The sequence below is a fragment of the Streptomyces sp. NPDC059874 genome, assembly GCF_042731135.1.
GTDB lineage: Bacteria > Actinomycetota > Actinomycetes > Streptomycetales > Streptomycetaceae > Streptomyces.
Genome location: NZ_JBHWJY010000001.1, coordinates 143,729 through 164,444, shown reverse-complemented (window position 1 = coordinate 164,444; position 20,716 = coordinate 143,729). Strand labels below are relative to the sequence as shown.

Annotated in this window: 17 protein-coding genes; 10 read left to right on the top strand and 7 right to left on the bottom strand. The window is 71.9% G+C overall.

Annotation, left to right across the window (positions count from 1 at the left end; genetic code table 11):
- Window positions 1–182 precede the first annotated feature (182 nt).
- Window positions 183–839 carry a DUF2278 family protein gene (locus ACFV9H_RS00640; protein WP_385391428.1) on the top strand — a complete coding sequence of 219 codons (657 nt, stop codon included), beginning with the start codon at window positions 183–185 and terminating at the stop codon, window positions 837–839.
- 169 nt (window positions 840–1,008) lie between these two features.
- Here the strand turns inward: ACFV9H_RS00640 and ACFV9H_RS00635 are convergent, their stop codons facing one another.
- Genes ACFV9H_RS00635 through ACFV9H_RS00625 form a run of 3 tightly spaced genes read right to left on the bottom strand, consistent with a single transcriptional unit; the run spans window position 1,009 to window position 4,252 of the window.
- Complete coding sequence (locus tag ACFV9H_RS00635) at window positions 1,009–2,028, bottom strand: TolB family protein (RefSeq protein ID WP_385391426.1); 1,020 nt, start codon at window positions 2,026–2,028, stop codon at window positions 1,009–1,011.
- A gap of 11 nt (window positions 2,029–2,039) precedes the next feature.
- Complete coding sequence (locus tag ACFV9H_RS00630) at window positions 2,040–3,362, bottom strand: MFS transporter (protein WP_385391425.1); 1,323 nt, start codon at window positions 3,360–3,362, stop codon at window positions 2,040–2,042.
- A gap of 2 nt (window positions 3,363–3,364) precedes the next feature.
- Complete coding sequence (locus tag ACFV9H_RS00625) at window positions 3,365–4,252, bottom strand: glycosyltransferase (protein ID WP_385391423.1); 888 nt, start codon at window positions 4,250–4,252, stop codon at window positions 3,365–3,367.
- A gap of 311 nt (window positions 4,253–4,563) precedes the next feature.
- Here ACFV9H_RS00625 and ACFV9H_RS00620 point away from each other — a divergent pair, with 311 nt between their 5' ends.
- Genes ACFV9H_RS00620 through ACFV9H_RS00590 form a run of 7 tightly spaced genes read left to right on the top strand, consistent with a single transcriptional unit; the run spans window position 4,564 to window position 14,180 of the window.
- On the top strand, window positions 4,564–5,664 hold the full coding sequence (locus ACFV9H_RS00620; RefSeq protein ID WP_385391421.1) for a Gfo/Idh/MocA family protein: 1,101 nt from the start codon (window positions 4,564–4,566) through the stop codon (window positions 5,662–5,664).
- Between the two features lie 55 nt (window positions 5,665–5,719).
- On the top strand, window positions 5,720–6,733 hold the full coding sequence (locus tag ACFV9H_RS00615; RefSeq protein WP_385391420.1) for an NAD-dependent epimerase/dehydratase family protein: 1,014 nt from the start codon (window positions 5,720–5,722) through the stop codon (window positions 6,731–6,733).
- Window positions 6,730–7,926, top strand: coding sequence for a DegT/DnrJ/EryC1/StrS family aminotransferase (locus ACFV9H_RS00610; protein WP_385391419.1), 1,197 nt, complete (start codon window positions 6,730–6,732; stop codon window positions 7,924–7,926). The genes ACFV9H_RS00615 and ACFV9H_RS00610 overlap by 4 nt, the downstream gene beginning before the upstream one ends.
- Window positions 7,923–8,705, top strand: coding sequence for a NeuD/PglB/VioB family sugar acetyltransferase (locus ACFV9H_RS00605; protein ID WP_385391417.1), 783 nt, complete (start codon window positions 7,923–7,925; stop codon window positions 8,703–8,705). Before ACFV9H_RS00610 ends, ACFV9H_RS00605 begins: the two co-directional genes overlap by 4 nt.
- Window positions 8,702–9,817, top strand: coding sequence for a DegT/DnrJ/EryC1/StrS family aminotransferase (locus ACFV9H_RS00600; RefSeq protein WP_385391416.1), 1,116 nt, complete (start codon window positions 8,702–8,704; stop codon window positions 9,815–9,817). Before ACFV9H_RS00605 ends, ACFV9H_RS00600 begins: the two co-directional genes overlap by 4 nt.
- A 17-nt stretch (window positions 9,818–9,834) precedes the next feature.
- The gene (locus ACFV9H_RS00595) at window positions 9,835–13,134 is read left to right on the top strand and encodes a DUF4082 domain-containing protein (RefSeq protein WP_385391415.1); all 3,300 of its coding nucleotides are present in this window, start codon (window positions 9,835–9,837) and stop codon (window positions 13,132–13,134) included.
- On the top strand, window positions 13,131–14,180 hold the full coding sequence (locus tag ACFV9H_RS00590; protein WP_385391414.1) for a glycosyltransferase: 1,050 nt from the start codon (window positions 13,131–13,133) through the stop codon (window positions 14,178–14,180). The genes ACFV9H_RS00595 and ACFV9H_RS00590 overlap by 4 nt, the downstream gene beginning before the upstream one ends.
- A 17-nt stretch (window positions 14,181–14,197) precedes the next feature.
- On the opposite strand, the gene ACFV9H_RS00585 is transcribed toward ACFV9H_RS00590, so the two are convergent.
- Window positions 14,198–14,824 carry a hypothetical protein gene (locus ACFV9H_RS00585; protein WP_385391413.1) on the bottom strand — a complete coding sequence of 209 codons (627 nt, stop codon included), beginning with the start codon at window positions 14,822–14,824 and terminating at the stop codon, window positions 14,198–14,200.
- A gap of 89 nt (window positions 14,825–14,913) precedes the next feature.
- On the opposite strand from ACFV9H_RS00585, the gene ACFV9H_RS00580 reads away from it, so the two are divergent.
- Both ACFV9H_RS00580 and ACFV9H_RS00575 read left to right on the top strand, forming a co-directional pair.
- A complete protein-coding gene (locus tag ACFV9H_RS00580; protein ID WP_385391411.1) occupies window positions 14,914–16,935 on the top strand; it encodes an O-antigen ligase family protein in 2,022 nt (673 codons plus the stop codon).
- Window positions 16,881–17,852 (top strand): glycosyltransferase family 2 protein, encoded by a 972-nt coding sequence (locus tag ACFV9H_RS00575; protein WP_385391410.1) that lies wholly within the window; start codon window positions 16,881–16,883, stop codon window positions 17,850–17,852. Before ACFV9H_RS00580 ends, ACFV9H_RS00575 begins: the two co-directional genes overlap by 55 nt.
- Window positions 17,853–17,898: 46 nt before the next feature.
- Here ACFV9H_RS00575 and ACFV9H_RS00570 read toward each other — a convergent pair whose 3' ends face one another.
- Genes ACFV9H_RS00570 through ACFV9H_RS00560 form a run of 3 tightly spaced genes read right to left on the bottom strand, consistent with a single transcriptional unit; the run spans window position 17,899 to window position 20,711 of the window.
- Window positions 17,899–19,002: an acyltransferase family protein gene (locus ACFV9H_RS00570; RefSeq protein ID WP_385391409.1), complete on the bottom strand. Its 1,104-nt coding sequence runs from the start codon at window positions 19,000–19,002 to the stop codon at window positions 17,899–17,901.
- A gap of 36 nt (window positions 19,003–19,038) precedes the next feature.
- Window positions 19,039–20,040: a class I SAM-dependent methyltransferase gene (locus ACFV9H_RS00565; protein WP_385391408.1), complete on the bottom strand. Its 1,002-nt coding sequence runs from the start codon at window positions 20,038–20,040 to the stop codon at window positions 19,039–19,041.
- A complete protein-coding gene (locus tag ACFV9H_RS00560; protein WP_385391407.1) occupies window positions 20,034–20,711 on the bottom strand; it encodes a class I SAM-dependent methyltransferase in 678 nt (225 codons plus the stop codon). Before ACFV9H_RS00560 ends, ACFV9H_RS00565 begins: the two co-directional genes overlap by 7 nt.
- Window positions 20,712–20,716: the final 5 nt, after the last annotated feature.

Genomic DNA, 20,716 nt, shown 5'->3' with positions numbered 1-20,716 from the left:
CACGGGCCGCCGCACCTGCGCGGATTTCGTGCATGGCCGCGCGTCTGCCGGGCCGCCGGCGGTCAGTGGCGCCGCCGGGACCGGCAGGGCCACCGGGGGTGAGTGCACCGTCCGCGTGTTGACACGGGGCCGTCGGGCGGGCCGCGATGGCCCCGAACCCCTCCCGGTGCTTCACTGGTGACATGCCATTCGACCACTACGGCGTGCTGGCCGGGACCCTGGCGCAGCACTTCCGTGACACGCCCGACGACGAGGGCGCGTGGTTCCACGTCAACCTCCGGGTGGACGCGCCGGACGGGCGGTACAAGTGCGCCGTCGACGTGGACAGCCACGACTCCGCGACGGGTGTGCAGTGGCGGTCCTTCACCGTGGACGCCGCGATGCTCGGGCCGGTGGCCGCGCTGCCGCAGGGCTACACCGAGCTGGAGCGCACGTCCTCGTCCGGAGCACTGGACTACCTGCGGCATCCGGCCCTGCGGGACCGCCCGGCCTGGCCCGCGTGGCTGCCCCCGTATCTTCGGGAGCTCCTCGACCGGTGGGTGAGGCCGACCCGGCCGTGGAAGTCGGGTTCCAACCTCGACGCCGCCCTCGCCCTGGAACAGATCCTCGTCGTCGGACGCCCGATCCTGGTCTTCGGCGAACCCTTCGACGCCGGCCTCGGCATGCACAACATCCACCAGAACCAGGGCGACCCCTACGGCAGCCCGTGGTGGGAGGAGAACGGCATCTGGCAGGACGGCGCGACCCTGACCCGCCGCCCCGACGGCCGCTACGACGTGTTCCTGAACAGGTTCTCCACCCAGAAGGACCACACGGACTCCGACGGTCACCCCGTCTAGCGCTTGGCCGGAAAGGTTTGCCGGGGCGCGGTGTCCGGTGCGGTGCATCGCAAGGCGGAGGGACGCGGCTCGTACTGGACGTACTCGCGCGGCCCGACAACGCGGCGAGGTGCCGTGCCGGGTGCCGCGACCCGGTGAACCTTTCCGGTCACAGCACCAGGACCGACCCTCAGCCCAGGCGGGCCGGGGAGGAGGCGCCCGGGGTCAGCAGGCGCGGGCTGCCGCTGCCGTCGGCGGGGACGGTCCACAGGTCCGTGCTGTCGACTGCGCCCTCGGTGGGCAGGGCGTAGGCGAGGGTCCGGTCGTCGAGCCAGGCGGCCTGGTCGTCCACGCTGTGCTTCTCCGCGAGCGGTTGTTCGCGCAGGGTCCGCAGGTCCAGGACGTGTTCGCGCCACAGCGAAGCCCCGCGCTGCACCCGCTTCTTGTAGGCGACGCGGGTCTCGTCCGGGGACAGGGACGGGCATTCGACGTTCCGCGCGAGGGTGGTGACGCTCCGCCCGGAGATCGAGCCCTTGACCAGATACGTCTGGTTGTCGGTGCCGAGGGTGGCGTAGAAGGTGTCGTCGTCCTTGGAGAAGGTGACCCCCCAGAAGTTCACGTCCCCCGCGCTGTACTTCTTGCCGTCCATGAGGATCTCGAACTTCTCCAGGTCCGGTTCGAGCTGCCAGGTGGTCGTGTCCACGATGGCGGTACGGGTGGAGAAGAACGCGGCGCCGTACGACTCCCCCGCGACGAAGACCGTCCAGGCGGCGAACCGGCCGCTCGGGGAGACCCGCGCCCGGCTGGGCGTGCCCGCGAGGGGGAAGCTGCGCCGGGTGCGCAGCTCGGCGTCGACGATCAGCGCCACGTTGTCCTGCGCGAGGGCGCCCGGGGTGGAGCGCAGGCACACCCCGGTGCCCGCGGCGGCGTGGAAGCGTTGGCAGCTGAGGTCGGAGGCGGTGCGTCCGCCCTGGGGGTCCTCGGCCGGGACGGAGGCGAGGGTGCCGCGGTGCGGGCCCTGGGCGGTGTTGAGCAGGGCCAGTGCGCCCGGCCGGGTGAGCGTGACCTGGCCGGTGGTGACGGCGGGGGCGCCCTGTCGCGGCTGCTCGGCTCGGGCGGCGGCGCGCAGGACCATCGCGGTGGCGGCGCCGCCGAGGAGCAGCACCGCCACGGCGAGGACGAGCAGGCGGCGCTTCGGCGACAGCGTCATCGGGTGGTTCCTCACGGGCGTCGGGTCGAGTCGGTACGAGGTGTGGCGCGCGGGTCGCGCAGTACGAAGCCGGCGACGGTCGCGCAGCACAGCAGTCCGGCAGCGGCGGCGGCGAGTGCCGGGCCGGGACCCCAGAGGGTCCAGGCTCCGCCGAAGGCCAGCGAGCAGGCGACCCGGGCCAGGGCCTGGCCGGTGCCGACGAGGGCCAGGCCGGTGCCCCGCAGTTCCCCGGGGACGGTGGCGGCGACGGCGGCGGGCAGGACGCCGTCGGTGGCCGCGTAGAAGAGCCCGTGCAGTGCGAGGACGAGGTAGGGCAGGGCCGGCCAGTGGGGGGCCCAGAGCAGCAGCGCGTATCCGGTGAGGAGGAGGGCGTGCCCGGTGAGGAACACCGTGCGCCGCCCGATCCGGTCCGCGAGGGCCCCGGCCGGTACGGCCAGCAGCAGGAACACCGCGGCGGTGCCCAGCGGGAGCAAGGGGAACCAGCGCTCGCCGATGCCCGTGCGGCTCTGCAGCAGCAGGTAGAGGAAGGCGTCGCTGACGGTGGTGAGACCCAGCAGGGCGGCGCAGAGCGCCAGGGCGCGCAGCCTGGGCAGCCGCAGCAGGGCCAGGGCCTCGCGCAGGCCGACGGCGGGCGCGGTGGAGGGGGCGGTGGAGGGCGCGGTGAAGGGCGCGGTGGAGGGCGCGGTGGAGGGGGCCGGTCCGGTCTTGCCCGGTACGAAGAGCACCAGCACGACCACGCCGAGCACGGCCACGCAGGCGCTGACCCCGAAGACGGCGTCGTAGCCGCCCACCGCCGCGCTCAGGATGAAGAAGGCGGCGAGGGGGCCGAGCAGCGCACCGGTGGTGTCCATGGCCCGGTGCACACCGAAGGCGCGTCCCTGCGACTCGGGCGGTGTGGACAGGGAGATCAGGGCGTCGCGCGGGGCGGTGCGCAGGCCCTTCCCGGTGCGTTCCAGCGCGAGGACCACGCCCACCGGGCCCGCGCTGTGGGCGAGCAGCAGCAGCGGTTTGCACAGGGCGGACAGGCCGTAGCCGAGGCCGGCGATCAGTTTGTGGTTGCGGACCCGGTCGGCGAGGTGCCCGCCGGTGAGCTGGACGAGGGCGCTGACGCCGTTGTAGACGCCGTCGAGGGCGCCGAAGCCGAGGGGGCTCAGGCCGAGACCGGCGATCAGGTAGAGCGGCAGGACGGCGGTGACCATCTCGGAGGAGATGTCGGTGATCAGACTGACCGTCCCCAGCGCGAGGACGGCGGACGCCACCGCGGGGGTCCGTCCGGGGCCGGCCCCCGGCGCGGTCTTCGCCCCGGTGGGGGCGGAGCGGTCCGCGAGGTACATGGTCAGGCGCTCCCCACGTCCTGCCGGCTGCTCTCGTCCCGCAGCCAGGTGGAGAAGTCCCCGTCCCGGATGGCCTTGCGGGACCCCCTGCGGGCGGCGAGTGCCGCCACGACGAACACCACGACGCCGGGGAGCAGCCGCGGCTCGGCGCGGAGCACGGCGCGCAGATCGGCGGTGCCGGTGCGCGCGGACGGCGCCGGCTGTGACGTCCGGTCCGTTCGCGACGCCTGTACGTGTTCCAGCTCGGCGGAGGAGGTCGCCGCGCGGATCTTCCGCTTGACCAGGTCGGACCAGGTGCGCGGCGGGCGGACCACGACCCGGGCGGCCTCGACCACGGTCCGCTCGTCGGGCCCGAAGGCCAGGGAGGCGGCCAGGTCGTCGGCCATCAGCGGCGGCAGCGCGGCGATCCGGGCGTGCCCCGCCTCGGTCACGGCGATGACACCCCGGCCGAACAGGCCCTCGCGGACGGCCGGGAGCCGCTGCCACACCCGGTAGTACGCGCGGACCGGCCAGGCGCAGCCGGTCAGCGGGATGTCCCGGCCGGGGGCCGCGGCGAGGAGCTCCGGGGTCCCGTCGAGCGCGGCGACGAGGGCCCGTACGCCGGCGGCGCCGAGGATGACGTCGGCGTCCACGTAGAGCCGTGGAAAGCCGTACGCGTGCTCGTCGCCGACCCGAAGTGCCGTGTGTTTGGAGGGAGTCGGTATCTCGACCACTCGGACGCGGGGGCCGCGCGCGGCCGCCACGTCGGCGGTGTCGTCCGTACAGCCGTTGCACACGACGACGATGTCGCTCCCGACAGGCTCCCCGTCTGCGGGATCGGCCAGGAGGGCGTCGAGGAGTCGGCCGATGACCCGTCCCTCGTTGTGGGCCGGGATCACGATGCTGGTCACCCGGGCAGTATGCACGTTCGATCAACCGACTCGGGTGATTACCCCAACTCTCCCCAGGCATAGGCAAGGTGGACTAGATTGAGCGCGCTGTGGACGGGTTCGGTCGCATGGGGGAACACGCGGCCGGTCCGGGGGGCGGAAGCACGCGGTTTTCGCAGCATCGGTAGTGGGGGGCCATCACCGTTGAGCAGGTCATGCACGGGTCGCGCAGGCGTCCGGCCTGCCCTCGACGGCACGTCCCTCCATCACACGCGTCCCGGCCACGAGTTGTCGTCACGCCGCCCGGCGTGCGCGGAGGGAAGGGGAACGCCGTGAAGGACACCGCGAAGGGAGCGGGGCGGGACACCGTCGCCGCGGGCCGGGAGCCCGGGGATCCGTTAGGCGTTGCCGTGGTCGGCGCGGGCTACTGGGGCCCCAATCTCGTGCGCAACTTCCAGTCCAGTCCGGGGTTCCGGCTGCGCTGGCTCTGCGACCTGAACGTGGACCGGGCCCGGCAGGTCCTCGGCGGGTACTCCACCGTCCAGGCCACCGCCGACTACGCGGCCGTCCTCGCCGACCCGGAGGTCGACGCGGTCGCCGTGGCCACCCCCGCCGGGACGCACCTGGACGTGGCCCTGGCCGCGCTGCGCGCGGGAAAGCACGTACTCGTGGAGAAGCCCCTCGCGGCCACGTACGAGGACGGACTGAAGCTCGTACGCGAAGCGGAGGAGCGCGGTCTCACGCTGATGTGCGACCACACCTACTGCTACACCCCGGCGGTGGCCCGGATCCGCGACATGGTCCGCTCCGGGGAGCTCGGCGACATCCAGTTCGTCGACTCGGTCCGGATCAACCTGGGGCTGGTGCAGAAGGACGTCGACGTCCTGTGGGACCTGGCCCCGCACGACCTGTCGGTGCTCGACTTCATCCTCCCGGACCACGTGCAGCCGGTCGCGGTGGCCGCCCACGGAGCCGATCCGATCGGGGCCGGGCAGTCCTGCGTGGCCTATCTGACGCTCCAGCTCAGCACCGGCGCCATCGCGCACGTGCACGTCAACTGGCTGTCCCCGACGAAGGTCCGCACCACGATGGTCGGCGGATCGAAGCGCACGCTGGTGTGGGACGACCTCAACCCCTCCCAGCGGGTGGCGGTGTTCGACCGCGGGGTGGATCTCACCGCGCCCCAGGAGATCGGCGAGGACGAGCGCCGCGACATGCTCGTCTCCTACCGGACCGGCGACATGGTGGCGCCCGCGATCGGCGAGAAGGAGGCGCTGCGCAGCATGGTCGAGGAGTTCGCCGACGCGATCAGGACGAGGCGGCCCGCGCTGACCGACGGCCGGGCCGGCTTGAAGGTGCTCGACATCCTGGAAGCCGCCTCGCGGAGCCTGGAGTTCCGTGGCGCGGTGGTCGGACTGCGCACCGGACGTTGACCGTTGGCGGGACCTTCGCACGACAGACGATGAACGACTCAGTGGGGGCAGGGCGTTGAGCAGCGTACGAGGCAAGAGGATTCTGGTCACCGGAGGCGCGGGGACCATCGGGTCGCACGTGGTGGACCTCCTGGTGGACAACGGGGCGCGTGAGGTCGTCGTACTCGACAACTTCGTGCGGGGGCGTGCCGCCAACCTGGCCCGCGCCCTGCCGAGCGGTGTGGTGGAGGTCGTCGAGGGCGACGTGCGCGACGTGGCCGCCGTGCGCAAGGCCACGGACGGCGCCGACCTGGTGTTCCACCTGGCCGCGATCCGGATCACCCAGTGCGCGGAGGAACCGCGGCTGGCGAACGAGGTGCTGGTGGACGGCACGTTCAACGTGTTGGAGGCGGCGGCGGCCGCCGGGGTGGGCAAGGTGATCGCCTCGTCCTCGGCCTCGGTCTACGGGCTGGCGGAGACCTTCCCGACCACCGAGCGCCATCACCCGTACAACAACGACACCTTCTACGGCGCGGCGAAGGCCTTCAACGAGGGGATGCTGCGCAGTTTCCACGCCATGTACGGGCTGGACTACGTCGCACTGCGCTACTTCAACGTCTACGGGCCCCGGATGGACATCCACGGGCTGTACACCGAGGTGCTGATCCGCTGGATGGAGCGGATCTCCGCGGGCGAGCCGCCGCTGATCCTGGGCGACGGCACCCAGACCATGGACTTCGTCGACGTCCGGGACATCGCGAGGGCCAACCTGCTGGCCGCGGAGTCGGATCTGACCGACGAGGTGTTCAACATCGCGAGCGGGACCGAGACGAGCCTGCTCGACCTCGCGCTCGGCCTGCTGGAGGCGATGGGCGCGGACGGCCTGGTGCCGGAGCACGGGCCGGCCCGTTCCGTGAACGGGGTGACGCGCCGGCTCGCGGACACCTCGGCGGCCGCGGCACGCCTCGGCTTCACCCCGGACATCGACATGCGGAGCGGGCTGCGGGACCTGGTGGACTGGTGGCGGGCCGAGCGCGCCGCCGATGCGTCTGCCTCCGGCGGGGCTGCGGATGCGGAGGCCGGCCGATGAGCGGGCCGGAAACTGCGTCGGCGGCCGGGGCGGTGCCCGCGGTCGCGGCGGTCGCGGCGCCCGACCGGATCCCCGTCATGGTGCCGTGGCTGGGCGAGGAGGAGGCCGAGGCCGCCGCCGACGCGGTGCTGTCCGGCTGGGTCGCCCAGGGCCCCCGGGTCGCGGAGTTCGAGCGGGCCTTCGCGGAGCGCGTGGGCGCCGAGCACGGCATCGCGGTGAGTTCGTGCACCACCGCCCTGCACCTGGCGTTGATCGCGCTGGAGCTGGGGCCGGGCGACGAGGTGGTCGTCCCCTCGCTGTCGTTCATCGCCACGGCCAACGTGGTGCGCTACGTGGGGGCGCGGCCGGTGTTCGCGGACGTCGAGGAGGCCACCGGCAACCTGACCGCGGCCACCGTCGACGCGGTGCGCACGCCCCGCACCAAGGCGGTGCTCGCCGTCCACCAGGGCGGGGTGCCCGCCGACGTGCACGCGCTGCGCGCGGCCTGCGCCGACTGGGGCCTCGCGCTGGTGGAGGACGCGGCCTGCGGCATCGGCGCGACCGTCGGCGGCAAGTCCGTGGGCCACGGGGCGCTGCTCGCGGCCTGGTCCTTCCACCCGCGCAAGGTGATCACCACCGGCGAGGGCGGCATGCTGACCACGGACGACGCCGAGTGGGCGCGGCGGCTGCGGCGGCTGCGCGAGCACGGGATGAACGTGTCCGCCGCGGAGCGGCACGCGAGCGGCAAGCCGATCGTCGAGAGCTATCTGGAAGTCGGCTACAACTACCGGATGACCGACATCCAGGCCGCGGTCGGCCTGGTGCAGTTGGGCAAGCTGGACGAGATCGTGACCCGGCGCCGGGCGCTGGCCGCCCGGTACACGGAGCTGCTGGCCGAGGTCCCCGGCCTGACCCCGGTCCGGGATCCCGGTTACGGCCAGGGCAACTTCCAGTCGTACTGGGTGCTGCCGGCCGAGGGCTTCCCGGTCGGCCGGGACGAGCTGTTGGCCGCGCTCGCGGCGGCCGGTGTCTCGGCCCGGCGCGGGATCATGGCCTCGCATCTGGAGCCGGCGTACGCGGGACACGGCTCGGCGCCGCTGCCGGTGACCGAGCGGATCAGCCGGGACTCGCTGATCCTGCCGCTGTTCCACACCATGACCGAGGCCCAGCAGGACCGGGTGGTGGCGGTGCTCCGCGAACAGGCGGGCGGATGAGCGGCGGACGGCCGGCCGGGCGGCCGGACACCGAGGACCTGCTGATCGTCGGCGCGGGCGGGTTCGCGCGGGAGACCGCGCAGGCGGTGCGGGACGTGGTCGCCGCCGACGTGGCGCAGGGCCGTCCGCCGCGCTGGCGGCTCGCCGGGCATCTCGACGACGACCTGTCCCTGCACGGCCGTGACGTGGACGGCGTGCCGGTGCTGGGCGGCACCGAGCAGGTGCACCGGCTGTGGGACGCCCGGGTGGTGGTCTGCGTCGGCAGTCCGCGCGACTACGCGGTGCGGGCCCGGCTGGTGCGGCGGCTGGGGCTGCCGGTGAACCGCTACGCGACGGTGGTGCACCCCACGGCGGTGGTGTCGGATTCCTCGATGCTCGGCGTGGGCTCGGTCCTGCTCGCGCACGTGGTGCTGACCGCCGCCGTGCGGATCGGGTCGCACGTGGCGGTGATGCCGCAGGTGGTCCTCACCCATGACGACGTGGTCGGGGACTTCGCCACGGTCGCCTCGGGGGTTCGCCTCGGCGGTGGGGTGCGGTTGGGGCGCGGCGCCTACGTGGGCGCGGGATCGCTGGTCCGCGAGTACACGTCGGTCGGCGCCTGGTCGCTGACCGGGATGGGAAGCACGGTCCTGGCCGATGTGCCGCCGGGCGAGGTGTGGGCCGGCAGCCCGGCCCGCCGGCTGCGGGCGGCGGGCGGACCCGCCCTCGACGAGTTGCGGGCCGATGGCGAGGCGACCGGCCGGTGGCCGGAGACACGGATGGGGAGTCCAGTCGCATGAACCAGATACCGCTCGTCGATCTGAAGGCCGCGCACGCCGAGGTCGCCGAGGAAGTGCGCGCCGGGTTCGACCGGGTGCTGGCCGGTACCGCCTTCATCGGCGGTGAGGAGGTCGCCGCCTTCGAGCGCGAGTACGCCGAGTTCGCCGGGGTCGGGCACTGCGTGGGTGTCGCCAACGGCACCGACGCCCTCGAACTGGCCCTGCGCGCGAGCGGGGTGGGCGTGGGCGACGAGGTGGTGCTGCCCGCCAACACCTTCATCGCCACCGCGGGCGCCGTCGCCCGGATCGGTGCCCGTCCGGTGCTGGTCGACTGCCTCCCCGACACCCTGCTGATGGACCCGGGGGCCGCGCTGGACGCGGTCGGGAAGGCCACCCGCGCGGTGGTCCCGGTCCACCTGTACGGGCAGTGCGCCGGGACCGCCGAACTGGCCGCGCGGCTGCCCTCGTACGTCCGGGTCGTCGAGGACGCGGCGCAGAGCCAGGGCGCGACCCGGCAGGGCCGCTCCCCCGGCAGCGGCGGGATCGCCGCGACCAGCTTCTACCCGGGCAAGAACCTGGGCGCGTACGGGGACGCGGGCGCGGTGGTCACCGACGACGCGGAGACGGCCGCGCTGGTGCGGGCGCTGGCCAACCACGGCGGCGTCGCCAAGTACCGGCACGACGTGGCCGGGTTCAACAGTCGGCTCGACGGTCTGCAGGCGGTGGTCCTGCGGGCGAAGTTGGCCCGGCTGGCCGACGGGAACGCGGCCCGCCGCGCCGCCGCCGCCCGGTACGACGCCCTGCTGGCCGAGCTCGCGGCCGCCGGACGGGTCACCCTGCCGGTCACGGCGGAGGGCAACGTCCACGTGTGGCACCTGTACGTCGTACGGGTCGACGGGGCGGACCGGGACGCCGTCGTCGGCAAGCTCAACGCGGAGGGCATCGGCGCGGGCGTGCACTATCCGGCCCCGGTCCACCTGACCCCCGCCTTCGGTCACCTCGGCCACGGCCGCGGCGACTTCCCCCACGCCGAGCGGGCGGCGGATCGGATGCTCTCCCTTCCGCTCTTCCCGCAGATCACCGCTGCCCAACAGCAGCGGGTCGTCGACGCGCTGACAAACGCCCTGCGCTGACGCAAGAAGAGGTACAGATGAACAGACGGAGAAGGCTCCTCCGGTACGGTCTCTTCACCGTGGTCGCCGCTCTCATGGCCACGGTCCTGCCGCCGTCGGTGGCGGCTGCGGCCGACCCGTGCGGCCCGGGGAGCAATGCGATCGTGTGCGAGAACTCCAAGCCGGGCACTCCCATGTCCGACTGGTTCGCGGCCGGCGCGTACGGCGACATCAAGGGGTTCCCGGCCCAGACCAGCGTCCAGGCCGGCGAAACCCTGCAGTTCAAGATCCAGTCGCCGACCGCGTACCGCGTCTCGGTCTACCGGCTCGGCCACTACGGGGGCAACGGGGCCCGCCTGATGTCGACCGCCGCGCAGGCGGCCCAGACGTACCCGGCGAACTTCGCGCCGGGCGGTAATCCCAAGAGCTGTACGACCAAGGCCTCCACGGGCCTCGTCGACTGCGGGAACTGGCCGGTGACCGCTTCGTGGAGCGTGCCGTCCGATGCCGTCTCCGGTCTGTACATCGCCAACTTCGACCAGGCGGACGGCAACGGCGTGATGCCCTACCCGTTCGTCGTCCGCAACGACTCCAGCCACTCCGACATCGTGGTGCAGACCGCCGACCAGACCTGGCAGGCGTACAACAACTACGGCGGCCAGGACCTCTACGACGGCACCGGCCCGGCCCCGGACGGGCGTGCGTACGAGGTCAGTTACAACCGGCCGATGGACATCGGCGGGGAGAACGGGATCTACGGCTCCGAGTACCAGATGATCGCGTGGCTGGAGCGCAACGGGTACGACGTGAGCTACATGTCCGGGATCGACATGTCGACCCGGGGTGCGACGCAGCTGCAGAACCACAAGGTCTTCATGTCCTCGGGGCATGACGAGTACTGGACCCAGGACCAGTTCACCAACGCGCTGAACGCCCGCCGGGCCGGGGTCAACCAGACGTACTTCAGCGGCAACGAGGTCTTCTGGAAGACCCGTCTCGCGCCGAGCATCGACGGCGCGAACACCGCCAACCGGACGCTGGTCTGCTACAAGGAGACCAAGCTGTCCTTCCCGGTTCCGAACGGCGTGCCCGACCCGAGCGGGATCTGGACGGGCACCTTCATGGACCCGGCCAGCGGCACCAACGGGCGGACCTACCAGCCGCAGAACCAGCTGACCGGCTCGCTGTTCAGCGTGAACGGCTCCCGCAGCGACGCGATCACCGTTCCGGGCTCCTTCGCCAAGATGCGGCTGTGGCGGGGCACCACCGTCGCGGCCCTGACCCCCTCCCAGACCGCCACGTTCCCGGTCGGCACCCTCGGCTACGAATGGGACAGCGACGTGGAGGACGGCTATCGGCCGCCGGGCCAGATCGCGATGTCTTCGACCACGGTGGACATCAACGACGGCAAGTTCCGGCTCGACTACGGAAACACCTACGGCAACGGCACCGCGACGCACAGTCTGGTGGCCTTCCGCGACCAGACCTCACACGCCCTGGTCTTCGGGGCGGGCACGGTGCAGTGGTCCTGGGGCCTGACGAACATGCCGACCGGCAATCCGGACGACGCGGTGGTCACCGAGGACAAGCGGATGCAGCAGGCCACGGTGAACGTGTTCGCGGACATGGGCGTCCAGCCCAAGTCCCTGCAGAGCAACCTGGTCGCCGCGACGGCCTCGACGGACACCGTCGGCCCCGCCGTCACCGTGACCAGCCCGGCGGCGAACGCCACCGTGCCGGCCCTGAAGCCCGTGACCATCAAGGGAACGGCGACGGACACCGGCGGCGGCGTGGTGGCCCGCGTGGAGATCTCCACCGACGGCGGGACCACCTGGAAGGCGACCACGGGCCTCGGCTCCTGGAGCTACACGTGGACGCCGACCGCCCAGGGCGCGGCCCAGATCAAGGTGCGCGCGGTGGACGACAGCGTCAACATCGGCGCCACCACCACGGTGGCGCTGACCGTCGGTCCCCAGCAGTGCCCGTGCACCGTCTGGCCGGCCGCGACCGTGCCGGGCACGGTCAACGGCGGTGACGGCGGAGCCGTCGAACTCGGCGTGAAGATCCGCTCGTCGGTGCCCGGTTCCATCACCGGCATCCGGTTCTACAAATCCCCCGTCAACACCGGGACCCACACCGGCAGCCTGTGGAGCAGCAGTGGCCAGCGCCTGGCCACCGGCACCTTCACCAACGAGACGGCGTCCGGCTGGCAGCAGCTGAACTTCTCCTCCCCCGTCCCGATCAAGCCCAACACCACCTACATCGCCTCCTACTTCGCACCGCACGGCGGCTATTCCTACAACACCACCTTCGCCTCGTCCGACGCCGGCCTGGCCCCGCTCACCGCGCTGAAGAACGGCACCGACGGCGGCAACGGCGTCTACCGCTACAGCGCCACGGGCGGCTTCCCGAACAACGCGTCCTCGGGCAGCAACTACTGGGTGGACGCGATCCTCGACACCGCCACGGCCAGCACGACGCCGCCCACCGTCACCGCCATCTCGCCGCAGTCCGCGGCGACCGGCACGGCCATCACGGCATCGGTGACGGCGACCTTCAGCGGGGCCATCGACGCGGACACGCTCGCGTTCACCCTGAAGGACTCCGGGGGCAACTCCGTACCGGGCACCAAGGTGCTCGGGGCGTCGAACAGCGCCACCTTCACCCCTGCCGGCGAGCTCGCGCTGAGCACCACCTACACGGCGTCCGTACAGGCCTCCGACCTCTGGGGCAACGCCATGGCCGCGCCGGTGACGTGGAACTTCACCACCAGCGCGACACCGCCGACGGTCAACTGCCCCTGCACGCTGTGGAGCGGCACGACGACCCCGAGCACCGCCAACGTGGGTGACGACACCAACTCGGTGGAGCTGGGCACCCGCTTCCAGTCGGCGGTGAACGGCTACATCACCGGCGTCACCTTCTACAAGGGACCGAACAACACCGGTACGCACACCGGCAGTCTCTGGGCCGCCGACGGCACGCTCCTGGCCACCGGCACCTTCGGCAGCGAAACGCTGACCGGCTGGCAGCAGCTCAAGTTCGCCACCCCGGTGCCCATCACGGCGGGAACCTCCTACGTGGCCTCCTACCACGCGCCGAACGGCAACTACTCGGTGGACGGCGGCTACTTCACGGCGGCGCACCGCTCCTACCCGCTGGTCGCCCCGGCCGACGGCACGGGCGGGGCCAACGGCCTCTACAAGTACGGCGCGAACACCGCCTTCCCCACCAACACCTTCGGCTCGGTGAACTACTGGGTCGGTCCGATCTTCACCACCACCCCGCCCGCGACGCTCGCCGAGTCGGCCGCCGCCTCGGAGGTGTCCGGCCAGTGAGCACGGTCAGCGTGGTGATCCCCTGCTACAAGTACGGGCATTTCCTGGCGGACTGCGTCAGGAGCGTCCTGGACGAGCAGGAGGGCGTCGACGTCCGGGTGCTGATCATCGACGACGCCTCGCCCGACGACTCCGCGGACGTGGCGCGGGCCCTGGCGGCGAAGGACCCGCGGATCGAGGTGCGGGTCCACGAGCAGAACCGGGGCCACATCGCCACCTACAACGAGGGCCTGCTGGAGTGGGCCGACGGGGACTACGTCGCGCTGCTCTCGGCGGACGACCGGCTGGTCCCCGGGGCCCTGGTGCGCGCGGCCGCCCTGCTCGACGCCCATCCGGAGGCGGGCTTCGCCTACGGCAGGCCGCTGCGCTTCCGGCACGGCGGGCCGCTGCCCGCCGCCCGCACCCGGTCCACCGGGTCGGTGGTCTATCCCGGACACTGGTGGCTGGAGCGCCGCTTCCGGGAGGGCACGGGGTGCATCACCTCACCCGAGGTGGTGGTGCGTACGAGCCTCCAGCGCAAGGTCGGGGGCTACGATCCCGAGCTCCCGCACGCCGGTGACATCGAGATGTGGATGCGGCTCGCGGCCCATGCCGACGTCGGCTACATCAGCGGCGCCGACCAGGCCTTCTACCGGGTCCACGGCAACAACATGTCCACCACCGACTTCGGCGGACAGCTCGACGACCTGCGCCAGCGCCTCGTCGCCTTCGACTCGGTGCTGGAGAAGTGCGGCGGCCTGCTCCCGGACGCCGATCGGCTGTCCCTTTCCGCGCGCACCCGGCTCGCCCGGTACGCGCTGCGGCGGGCCTACCGGGCCTACGACCGGGGGCGCACCGGGGTCGTTCCGGTCGAGGAGCTCGTGGCGTTCGCCGCCGAGTGCCTGCCCGGCGGCTACACCGCGCTCGGCGAGTACCGGGCGCTGCGCCTGCGCCGGCGGATCGGGGCGCGCGTGATGCCGTACCTCCAGCCGCTGGTGCTGTCGGCCGTCGCCGACCGGGGGCGCGAGTGGCTGTGGTGGCGTTCCTGGAAGCGCCGAGGGATCTGATGAACCGTCTGTTCCAGTCAGCTGCTCGCCCGTCGGGACCGGCGGGCGAGCAGCTGGTCGGTCCACAGGGCCGCCGGCACCCCGAGTGCCCCGGCCAACAGGGCCGACCCGGCCAGCCCACGGCTCTTGGTGCCGGTCTGCGCCACGGAGTTCGGCGGCACCAGGAGGGTGATGCTCATCCGCGCCGCCTCGGGAATGCCCTGCTGCGTCTGCAGGTCCGTCAGGTGCTTCGAGTAGACCTCGATGATCTTCTGTACGGTCGTATTCGCCGCGGCCGGCGTGGGCTGCTCGGCCTGGATCTGCAGGGAGGGGATCAGGTAACGCGGGGTCACACTGGTGCCGCTGTTGCGCGGGATCAGCCGGTAGGTGCCCTCGACCCCCGCCGCGCGCAGCTCTTCGGCCCCGGCGCGCGACTCCACCTGGCGCACGGCCGCGTACGAGACGGCGGCGAGCGGCGGCTGGAGGTTCGCGAGCTGGTTCGGCTGGCTACCGGTCACCGGGGGTTTGAGTACGACGATCGCCGAGCTCAGGTACGTCGGACGGGGGCGCAGCACCTGGTGTGCTCCGGCGGCCGCCAGCGCCATCGCCACGACCAGGACGTACCAGCGCCGGCGCAGCGCTCGGACCAATTCACCAGGCGACACACGATTCCTTCCGTTCCCCCATGTCGTGATCGATCCTGTCAGGACACGTGTCGGCGCGCCATCAAATCCGGTACCTCCCGGGGGCGTTCGTGACCATCGGTGAGATCCTCGCGGTGCTGCGGCGCCGCTGGTACGTGATGGTGCCGATGGCGCTGATCGGGCTGCTCGCGGCCGGCCACCTGTACCGGTCGGTGCCGGTGTCGTACCAGTCGCAGAGTTCGGTGGCACTGATCGATTCCAAGGCGGTGGCCGAGCTGGCCCCCGCGTTCGGCAATCCCATCTCGAACGCGGGCGGCACGCTGGTCGTGACCGCGGACGTGCTGATCAGGACCCTGTCGGGGGCTGACGCGGCGCGGGACCTGAACGGCCTCGGGGTGACGGACCCGTACACGGTCTCCTTCGCCGCGAACGCCTCGGGTCCGACGCTCACGCTGACCGTCACGGGTACCGACCGGGAGAAGGTCCTCCGGGAGACCAAGATCCTCACCGATTTCGCCGGGGAGCAGCTGGGCGCGCTCCAGGCGGCGGCCAAGGTCGAGCCCGCGTACTTCGTGCAGACCACACCCGTGGTGTTGCCGCAGATTCCGCGGGCCCAGCTCAAGACCCGCTACCAGCAGGTGCTGAGCGTCCTCATCCTCTGCACCACGGCCGGGTTCGCGCTGTCCTTCGTGACCGAGACCCTGGTGGTGGCGGTCCACCGCAGGCGCGCGGCCGGGTCAGGCGGCAGGGTGCGCGCGTGGAGGGCCCGCAGGCGGGCCCGGGGCCGTCAGCTGGACGCGGTCACGCTGCTCACCGGCTATCTGGCGCTGGCCTTCTTCGTGCCGTCGAACCTGACACTGCCGGGGATGGGCGGTGTGGGCACCCCGGCCAACGTGTTCGCGCTGCTGGGCCTGTTCTGGTACCTGGCGGCGTGGATCACCGGCCGGATCCGGCCCGCCCCGGGCACCCGGCTGCCCCGGGTGATGATGTGGCTGCTGGCGGTCGCGGTGCTGGCCTCGTACCTGGCGAACGCGACCCGCGGTGCCTCCCGCAAGGAGATCCTGGGGGCGGACCGCGGACTGATCGCGCTGCTGGTGTGGGTCTCCCTGGTGGTGCTGGTCTCGGCGGCCGTCCAGGACCGGGCCCGGCTCGACGTGCTGCTGCGCCGGGCCGTGGTGATGGCGTCGGTGGTGGCCGCCATCGGCTACTACGACTTCTTCGCCGCCACCAACGTCGCCGACTCGATCACCATCCCCGGCCTCTCGTCGAGCGTCCCCCAGCTCGCCGCCATGGACCGCGGTGCCTTCACCCGGCCGCGCTCCACCACGGCGCACCCCCTCGAGTTCGGCGGGATGCTCGCTCTGTTGCTGCCGTTCGCCATCCAGCAGGCCTTCGATCCGGTGCGGTCGCACCTGAAGCGGTGGCGCCGCTGGGCGCCGGTGGTGCTGGTGGGCGGCTCGCTGCCGCTGACGGTGTCCCGGACGTCGATCATCGGTGCGCTGATCGTGGTGCTGGTGATGGTGCCGGGGTGGAAGCCGCAGCGGCGTTGGACCGCGATCGGCCTGATCCTGGGTTCGGTGGCCTGCTTCAAGGTGATCGTCCCCGGGCTGATCGGAACCATCACCACCCTGTTCGGGTCGTTCCTGGCCAACTCCGACAGCAGTACCCAGGCCCGTACGGTCAAGTACAGCGCGATCGTCCCCTATCTGGAGGGGCGGCCCCTGTTCGGGCAGGGTCTGGGGACCTTCATCCCCGAGCTCTACTTCTTCACCGACAACCAGTACATGCTGACGCTGGCGGAGATGGGCTTCCTCGGGCTGATCGCCCTCCTGGCCCTCTTCCTGACCGGGATCCACCAGGGCGGCGCCATCCGCCGACTGGCCCGCGACGAATCCGACCGGGAGCTCGGGCAGGCGTTCTTCGCCTCCGCCCTCGTCGCCCTGGTCAGCAGCGCCACTTTCGACGCCCTCAGCTTCCCGATGTTCGCCGGGATGTTCTTCCTGACGATCGCCGCCGGCGGCAGTTACCTCGGCTTCGTCCGGCGCGCGGCGCCGAAGCCCCTGACCATGGAGTCCTCATGCGGTTCGACAGCCCAGTCCCCCGCCCCGCGGCCGGCGGTACCGGTCCCGTAGCCGTCGTCGTCGTCACCTGGAACAGCGCCAAGGTGCTTCCGGAGTTCCTCTCCTCCCTGCCGCAGGCCATGAGGGGGCTCGACTGGCGGCTCGTCGTCGCCGACAACGATTCGGCCGACGACACCGTGGACGTGATCCGCTCGCTGGCCCCGGACGCGACGATCGTCCAGACCGGCCGCAACGCCGGTTACGCGGCCGGGGTGAACGCCGCCCTCGGGGCGACCGCCGACTGGGAGGACGGGCCGCGGGCGGCGCTCGTCTGCAATCCGGACATCCGGATGCGGCGGGGCTGCGCCAAGCTGCTCGTGGACGGGCTCGGAGCGCCCGTGGGCAACGGCGACCGCGTCGGGATCAGCGTGCCGCTGCTGTACGAGGAGGACGGCCGCACCCTCGTGCACTCGCTGCGCCGGGAGTCGAGCGTGACCCGCGCCCTCGGCGAGGCCGTCATCGGCAACCGCCGGGCCGGGCGCTTCCCCCATCTGAGCGAGCTGGTCACCGACTCGGCCGCGTACGAGCGGCCGACGCACGCGGACTGGGCGACCGGAGCCCTGATGGCCCTCTCCGCGGACTGCCTGGCCGCATGCGGCCCATGGGACGAGTCCTTCTTCCTCTACTCCGAGGAGACCGAATACTGCCTCCGTGCGCGAGACCGGGGATACGTCACGCGGTTGGAGCCGACGGCCGAGGCCGTTCACCTGGGGGGCGACTCCCAGGTATCACCCCGGCTGTGGACTCTGCTCACCCTCAACCGCGTCCGTCTGTACGGGCGCCGGCACGGTCCCCTCGCCACGGCCGCCTTCCGCACCGCTGTCCTGCTCCGGGAGACATCGCGCGCCGCGCTCGGCCGCCCGGCCGCCCGAGCGGCAGCCGCCGCCCTCGCCCGACCGGGCGCGCTGCGCGCCACGCCGGGGCCGTGATCGCGACCCGTCCGGGAGGTGCGTCCTCCCGGACGGGGCCGGCGGGTCAGGGGCGCGATTTCCGGCGTCCGAGTCGCCGCATCACGGGCACCTCGACGAACCGGTGCATGAGCCCCGCGAGCGCCACTGAGAGGACGAGCGCTCCGACGGTGAGCGTCCAGGCCTTTGCCGGGGCCGAACCCTCGGCGTCGAGCCCCCGCATGAGATCCACGATCACCGACTGATGGATCAGGTAGAAGGCGAAGGAGACCTCTCCCAGCCACACCGCGGACCGGCTCCGCCACACACTCGGCTTCCCCTCGATGTCGGCGACGGCCACGGCAGTGATGAGCAACGCGAACGGGATCGCGGTGACGGCGGACGTTTCCGCGTCCGGCGGGAAGTACGGCGTCACCGCGTAGGCGACGACGACAAGCACTGCGGCGGACCACACGGGAATCCGCGGCCGGCGCCCGTTCTTCACGACGAGCGCCATCAGAATCCCGAGCACGAACTCCAGCAAGCGGACCGGCGGGAAGATGTAGACGAACCAGTAGTGCCGCTCGGCAGGCAGCAGCATCGCCATCACGGGCACCGCGAACACGGCCGCTACGCACGCGGTGGCGCTCGCCCACAGCCTCTCCGGACGGATACGGCGGAGCACGGGCAGCAGCACCGGGAACAGGGCGTAGAAGAACGCCTCACAGGCGAGCGACCAACTGACCGAGTTCGCACCGAAGTAGAAGCGCGGGTCCGGCCACCACGCCTGAACGAGCCCCAGGTTCGCCGCTCCGACGAGGAACCCGACGGCATGGCCGGTCGCATACAGCCCGATGAGGGAGATGACGAAGGCCAGGACGTAGTTCGGGTAGATCTTCGCCGCTCGACGCCGCCAGAAGGCACGAACGGTGTCTCCTTGCCGTGCCGACCACGTCAGGACGAAGCCGCTGAGGACGAAGAAGAACGAGACACCCACAGCGCCGGCGCCCGCCATGCGAGCGAACGCGTGTTGCGTCGACGACGGAGCCAACAGCCCCGATATCGAGACGTGGAAGCAGAAGACGAGGAACGCGGCGACGAACCGGAGCCCTGTCAGCGAGGGGAGCCTCGATCCGTCGGCCTGCGTTCCGGCCCGCCTGTCCGATCCGTCGGTGACCTCAACTGCACTCATGAACCCCCCTGAGAGCCCGGAGCGACCCGAGCCGACTCACCCGGCACTGGAGTACCGGCTCGCGCTCCGCGGTCGGCACACCATGGCGATGAAGTCGTGCCCCACCTCCGGGAGTGCCGCGTCCTCCGCGGCGAAGCACTGCTCCAACAGCTCCAGCGTCTCCGGCCGCTGGTCCCGGAAGTTGTGCGCGATCCCGGAGAACGCGATGTGGAGCACCGTGCCCCCGTACGGCCGTTCCTCGACGACCTCGAAATGGCGTCGCAGGCCCGGCAGCAGCGCGGCGGCGTCGACCGCCTCCGAGGGGTCGTCCAGCACCATCGACAGCCTGCTGGGCCGTACGACGCGGCGCTTGATCCGGCCGTCGGCCAGGCGGCGCCGCTCCTCGGGGAGCCGGGCGAGCAGGACGTTCGCCGCGTCCAGCTGGGCGTCGGTCCACTGGAAGCGGGTGGGTCCGACGAACTCGTCGATCACGAACGTCCCGCCGGGTTCGATCAGTCCGGACAACCGTGGCAGGGTCTCGTCGAGGTTGTCGAAATGGTGCAGTGACTGCAGGCCCAGCAGTACGTCGAAGCGTTCCCCGTCGGCGGACATGCGGTTGACGTCGGTGACCCGGAAGCGCAGGACGTCGGCGAGACCGGCCTCGGCGGCGGACCGGGTGGCGAAGTCGATCCGCTGCTGCGCCACGTCCACGCCTTCCAGGAGACCGAACGCGCCGGTCTTCGCCCAGAGCAGTTCGTTCCCGCCGGTGCCGCACCCCAGGGAGAGGCCGCGCAGGTCGGTGCGCGGCGCGAAGTGCTTCGCGGCCACGTACTGGGGATATGAGGTGTCCGCGTCGCCGGTCATCAGCAGGTTCCACCGCTTGATGACGCCCGGGATCGCCCACCACTCGGTCAGTGACGGGTCGACCTGGGACCAGTGCTGGACCACGCGCGCGCCGCCGCGCACCCGCAGCTTGGCCAGCACCGGGTCCAGGTCCAGCTTCCGTACCTTGCGCAGCAGCCGGTCCGCGTCGTGTCTGTTGATCAGGTTGTTCAGCATGCGGGCTCCCTCCGTACGGCGATGAGGGACTTCGGGGCACCGAGCACCCGCTCGCTGAGCAGCACCGATCCGGGGAACAGGTAGCGCATTTCGGTGCGGGTCAGCAGCTCGATGTTGATCACGGCGTTCATCGCCGACTCCGGGCTGTCGGGGCGGCTGTGGACCAGCGGCCAGCGCCGCACCAGACGCGCCCTGGCGGCCAGCGGCAGGAACTGGAAGCCGGGCGCCACGAAGTGCGGCTCGACCGGGAAGTAGCGGTACGGCGTCTGGATCCAGTGCAGCGGCGCCAGTTGCTCGACGGCGGCCACGAACAGTCGGCGCCGGCTGTGACCGCCCACGTGCTCGATGGTCGAGTTGGAGAACACCAGGTCGTATCCGCCGCGGGCGCTCAGTTCGGCGGCAACCGCCGGGTCGGTCACGTCGGCGATCTCCGCACTGATCCAGTCTGGCAGTTCGGCGGGGTGTTCCTCCAGGTTGATCAGGTGGACGTGCTTGGGGCGCACCTGGGCGCGCAGCCACATCTCGGCGGTGCCGCCCAGGTCCACGACGCTCATGTTCTCGATGCCGGGGAAGCAGCGTCGGAACCTCTCCCAGCGCGCGATGCGCATGCGTTCGCCCAGCGAGCCGGGGGCGTCGACGAATTTGTTTCTGAGGGCCCGGGATCGGGGCATCGGAT